The organism is Streptomyces sp. 13-12-16, from assembly GCF_002114215.1.
Taxonomy (GTDB): Bacteria; Actinomycetota; Actinomycetes; order Streptomycetales; family Streptomycetaceae; genus Streptomyces.
Genome location: NZ_NCTE01001145.1, coordinates 1 through 4267 on the forward strand (window position 1 = coordinate 1; position 4267 = coordinate 4267).

Genomic DNA, 4267 nt, shown 5'->3' on the forward strand with positions numbered 1-4267 from the left:
GCCCGGCGGCGTGCGGTTCCGCCGTCGCGCCGGGCGCGTCCGCCCCCGCCGCCACGGTGGGACGGTCCAGGAGCGGCACATGACGGCCGTCGGGAGCGGTCACGGTGCCCCGGCCCGATGCCCCCCTGCCGCGGGTGTCCTCGAAGCTGACCTCGACCGCCGCGCCCTCCGCGTCGCCGTGGTGCAGCTCCCGGCGGCGCAGCACGGCCACGCGGCTGCCCGTGAGGGGAACCTCGGCGAACGCCTCGCCGGACGAGGAGATCAGCTCGACGGCACGCTCCAGCAGCATCAGCTGTTCCTGCGAGGCCAGGCGGGGGGCCGGCCCGCCGAGCCGGTGCAGCTCACCCGAGCCGAGGTTCAGCTCGGCGTGCCCGCCGCGCTCCCTGGCCCGCTGGAAGGAGCGCATCAGCTCGAGCTCGCGGGCGGCGCTCAGCTCCAGCAGGCGCTCACCGATGCGTTCGGTGGCCTCCTGCAGGACCAGTGCCATGCCGGGGTCGGCCAGCGCCCGGGGTACGGAGAGGTTGACCGCGCCCCGCACGGTGCCGCCCACCGGATCGCGCACCGGCGCGGCCATGCAGGTCAGCTCCTTGAGGCCGTGCAGGAAGTGTTCGTGGCCGACGACCACGAACGGCGCCCGGGTGCTCAGCACCATGCTGACGCTGCTGGTCCCCATGAACCGCTCGTCGACGTTGGCGCCCGGTACCAGGGAGGCGGCGTCCATCAGCTCCAGCCCCGCCGGGGCGCCCCACCGGTCCACGATGTTCGCCCGTGAGTCGGCCAGCGCCACGGTCACCGGCACGCCCGAGAACCGTTCGTACAGGTGGTCCAGCACCGGCGCGGCGGCCCTGATCAGCCGGGAGTCGGGGTCCAGGTCCCGCTCGACCGGCAGGGCAGCCCTCTCCTGGTCGATGCCGAGCGACTGCGAGCGCTGCCAGGAGGCGAGGATCTCCGGGCGTACTCCGGCGACCGGCTGTGTCCGGTCGCCGGGGCCACTGCCCGAAGGAGTCGGATACGGGTCCACAGGATCAGAGTAATCGGGCAAATGGGACGTGCGCTCGGTCGCGGGTGTCCCGGAGGCGAAGGATCCGGGTTCCGCGGACCCGGAACGGCCCTTCACGGGCCTTCACGTGCTGCGCAACAGCAGCAGGGCGATGTCGTCGGTGTACGCGTGCCGGGGGACGGCGTGGCGCACCAGGTCGTCGGCCAGGTCGTCGATCGGCTGGTCACCCGTCCCGGTGAGGTGGCGGGCCAGGTCGTCGATGGACCGGGTGATGTCGGAGCCGGGGGTTTCCACGAGACCGTCGGTGTAGAGGGCGAGGAGCGATCCGGCCGGCAGGGGCGCGGAGGTGACCGGATAGTCGGCCGCGGGACCCGCGCCGATGCCGAGCAGGGGACCGGGATCCACCTCGAGCACGAGGGTCGCCGGCGTGGGCGCCGGGGTGCGCAGGAGCGGAGGGAGGTGTCCCGCGCTGGCCAGGTGGAGGCATCGGCGGGCGAGGTCGATGTGGATGTAGAGGCAGGAGACGAAAAGGTCGGTCTCGAGGTCCGCCAGCACACGGTCGGTGCGGGTCAGCACGTCGCCGGGGCACTCGCCGGCGGTGGCGTGGACGGCGGTGCGGACCTGCCCCATGAGGGCGGCGGCGTTGATGTTGTGCCCTTGCACGTCTCCGATGACGGCGGCGGCGGTGGTGTCACCGAGGCGGATCAGGTCGTAGAAGTCACCGCCGATGTCCACGCCGTGGGCGGTCGGCAGGTACCGGGCGGCGACCGTGAGACCGGGGACGCGCGGCAGGGTCGTGGGCAGAAGGGCCTGCTGCAGGCCGTGGGCCAGCTCGTGCTTGGCGTCGTAGAGCAGCGCGCGGTCCATGGCCTGGGCGATGAGACCGCCCAGCGAGACGAGGACGGCGCGCTCACCGGCGCCGAAGGGGTGCGGGCGGTCGTAGGACAGGATGCAGCAGCCGACGCGGCGGTCGGACACCACCAGGGGGAGGAAGGCCCACGCCTGCTTGCCGCTGAGAGTGAGGGCTTTCGGATGGGCGTGGGTCATCTCGCCCGGGTCGGCGAAGAAGGCCGGGACACCGCTGTGCAGCACCCGGCCGACGGGGGTGACGTCGGTGTCCAGCGGCAGGCCGTCGAGGCGGGCGATGGAGCGCGGGTCGTAGCCCCGGTGCCCGATGATCTTCAGACGTCCGGAGCCGGCGGCCGAGACGACCAGGCCCTGGGCGCCGAAGGCGGGCAGGATCTGGTCGGCCACCACGTTGATCACGTCGGCCACGGTGACGGTCTGGCTCAGCGCGGCCGACAGGTGGATCAGCTGGTGGATCCGCCCCGTTCCGGCGCCCTCCGGGGACGCGAGGGGCGTGGTGATGCGGGGCGGCGGCGCGTCGGCCGGGCGCCGGTCGTGGTTGGGGGAGACGAGGACGCTGATGCCGCTCTCGTCCGGGTAGAGCCGGAAGTCGAGCCACCGGCCGGGAGGGCGCAGCGCGGTGAAGGCGACGGGCTCACGACTGAAGACCGCTGTGCGGTAATGCTCCTCGTGGACCGGGCCGGCGAGCCAGGGCACGGCCTGCCACGGCAGGTTCCCCAGCAGGCGGTCGCGTTCGCGGCCGAGCAGCCGGGCCGCGGCGTCGTTGAGGTAGGTGACGCGCCCTTCCAGGTCGAGGCCGAGGGCGCCGACGGGCAGCCGCTGGACCAGGTCGGCGGCGGCGATCCGGGCCTGCGCCGGATCGATGTCGGGCCGGCGCAGGGGCACGGTGCGCGGCTCGTCGGGAACGGTCCACGAGGCGGGCGACCGGTCCAGCAGCCGGGTGAGGCGCCGTGCGCTGGACTGGATGTGCCCGCGCTCGCGCGGCGTCAGGGACGGCGGATGGCTCTTGGACCACACCAGCGCCATGGCCCCGTGGCGGCGCACGCCGTGCAGGGGGGCGAAGGCCACCGCGAACTGGTAGGGCATCCCGGCCGCGGCGTTCGGGTACAGACGGGCCATGTCCTCCTGGCGGCCCACCCAGACCAGCCGGTCCTCCCGCACCGCCTCCGACAGAGGGCCCGCGGCCGAGACCGCCACCCGCCGCCAGGGAGCCACGGTCGCCCTCGGCACGCCGCAGACCGCGGCGAGGCCCAGCACCGGTTCCCGCGCCGACAACAGGTACACGCCGCCCGCCAGAGCCCCGGTCCGGCGCACCGTGGTACTGAGCGCCTCGTCCAAGGAGGCCGCGCGACCGTCATCGCCGGGACTCTCATTCCTCACATGTCCGACAGTATGCGCTCGGTCGCCGACGGGCGAAGGGTGTGCCGCGGCATCCGTGCGGATGTGCCTGCTCCATGTGGCCGTGACCGCTGGCAGTCGTCCGGGCGGGCGACTGTGATGGACGTACGGGTCCGGTGTCCGTGCCGAGCACGCCCGCGCCGCGGGCCTCTCTCCACCGGTCTGCCGGTCCTGTCCCGGTGTGCCCCATGCGGCGTGGAAAGGGAGGACGAGGAGCACGCCGACCGGCCGGTCACGAAAGACCGTTCCAGCCCCGAGGTCCGGGCCCGCCGCCTTGGCGCGGCCGGACAGGAGAAGCAGAGGTGTGACATGGACAAGTCCCAACTGGCCCGGGCCAGCGTGCGCAAGGCCGCGCAGCGGGGCCACGACATCCGCGAGGAAGACGCGGAACAGGTGATCGACGCCCTGTTCGGCACGGTCGACATGGCGGGTGTGATCGCGGAGACGCTCAAGCACGACGAAGCGGTGGTGGCCGGCAGCTTCGGCCGCTTCCACGCCGACGGGGGCTCCGCCGCCTTCCAGCCGGGCAAGGCCCTGACCGAGTACCTCCACGGCACCACCCCGTGACGGGGACGTACGGACTCCCCGTCCCGGACCACGGGATCACGGCTGCCGGGCGGACGCACGGCGGGGATCCGCCTGACACCCCTGTACTCCGCCTCCGGCCTTCCGGGCCCGGCACCCCGGTGCCCGCGCCCGCCCGCGCCTCCCCCCGCTGAGGGCCGGGCCGGCCGTGCCGGCCGCGGACGGCGCCGTGGACAATGACCCGGTGTCCACTGCGATGATCTCTGCCCGGGAAGCCGAAGTGCTCACGCTGCTCGGGGAGCACCTCAGCAACGCGGAGATAGCCGCCCGGTTGTTCATCTCCGTACGCACGGTCGAGTCACACGTGTCCTCGCTGCTGCGCAAGCTGCACCTGCCCGACCGGCGGGCACTGTCCCGGCAGGCAGCCGCCTCCGCCCGGCAGCAGAGCCCGGCAGCCGTCCTGCCTTCACCGCTGAC

General features: G+C 73.7%; 3 protein-coding genes and 1 pseudogene. 2 read left to right on the top strand and 2 right to left on the bottom strand.

What is annotated here, in order from left to right; all coding sequences use genetic code 11:
- A pseudogene (locus B7767_RS36590) lies at nt 1–1021 on the bottom strand (protein phosphatase); the annotation flags it as partial.
- Nucleotides 1022–1123: 102 nt separating this feature from the next.
- Nucleotides 1124–3247 (bottom strand): SpoIIE family protein phosphatase, encoded by a 2124-nt coding sequence (locus B7767_RS36595; protein ID WP_306298033.1) that lies wholly within the window; start codon nt 3245–3247, stop codon nt 1124–1126.
- Between the two features lie 213 nt (nt 3248–3460).
- On the opposite strand from B7767_RS36595, the gene B7767_RS36600 reads away from it, so the two are divergent.
- Together B7767_RS36600 and B7767_RS36605 are read left to right on the top strand one after the other, a co-directional pair.
- The gene (locus B7767_RS36600) at nt 3461–3832 is read left to right on the top strand and encodes a hypothetical protein (RefSeq protein ID WP_256923692.1); all 372 of its coding nucleotides are present in this window, start codon (nt 3461–3463) and stop codon (nt 3830–3832) included.
- A gap of 202 nt (nt 3833–4034) precedes the next feature.
- Nucleotides 4035–4267, top strand: a 233-nt coding sequence (locus B7767_RS36605) for a response regulator transcription factor (protein ID WP_143652837.1), incomplete at its 3' end; no start/stop codon positions are given.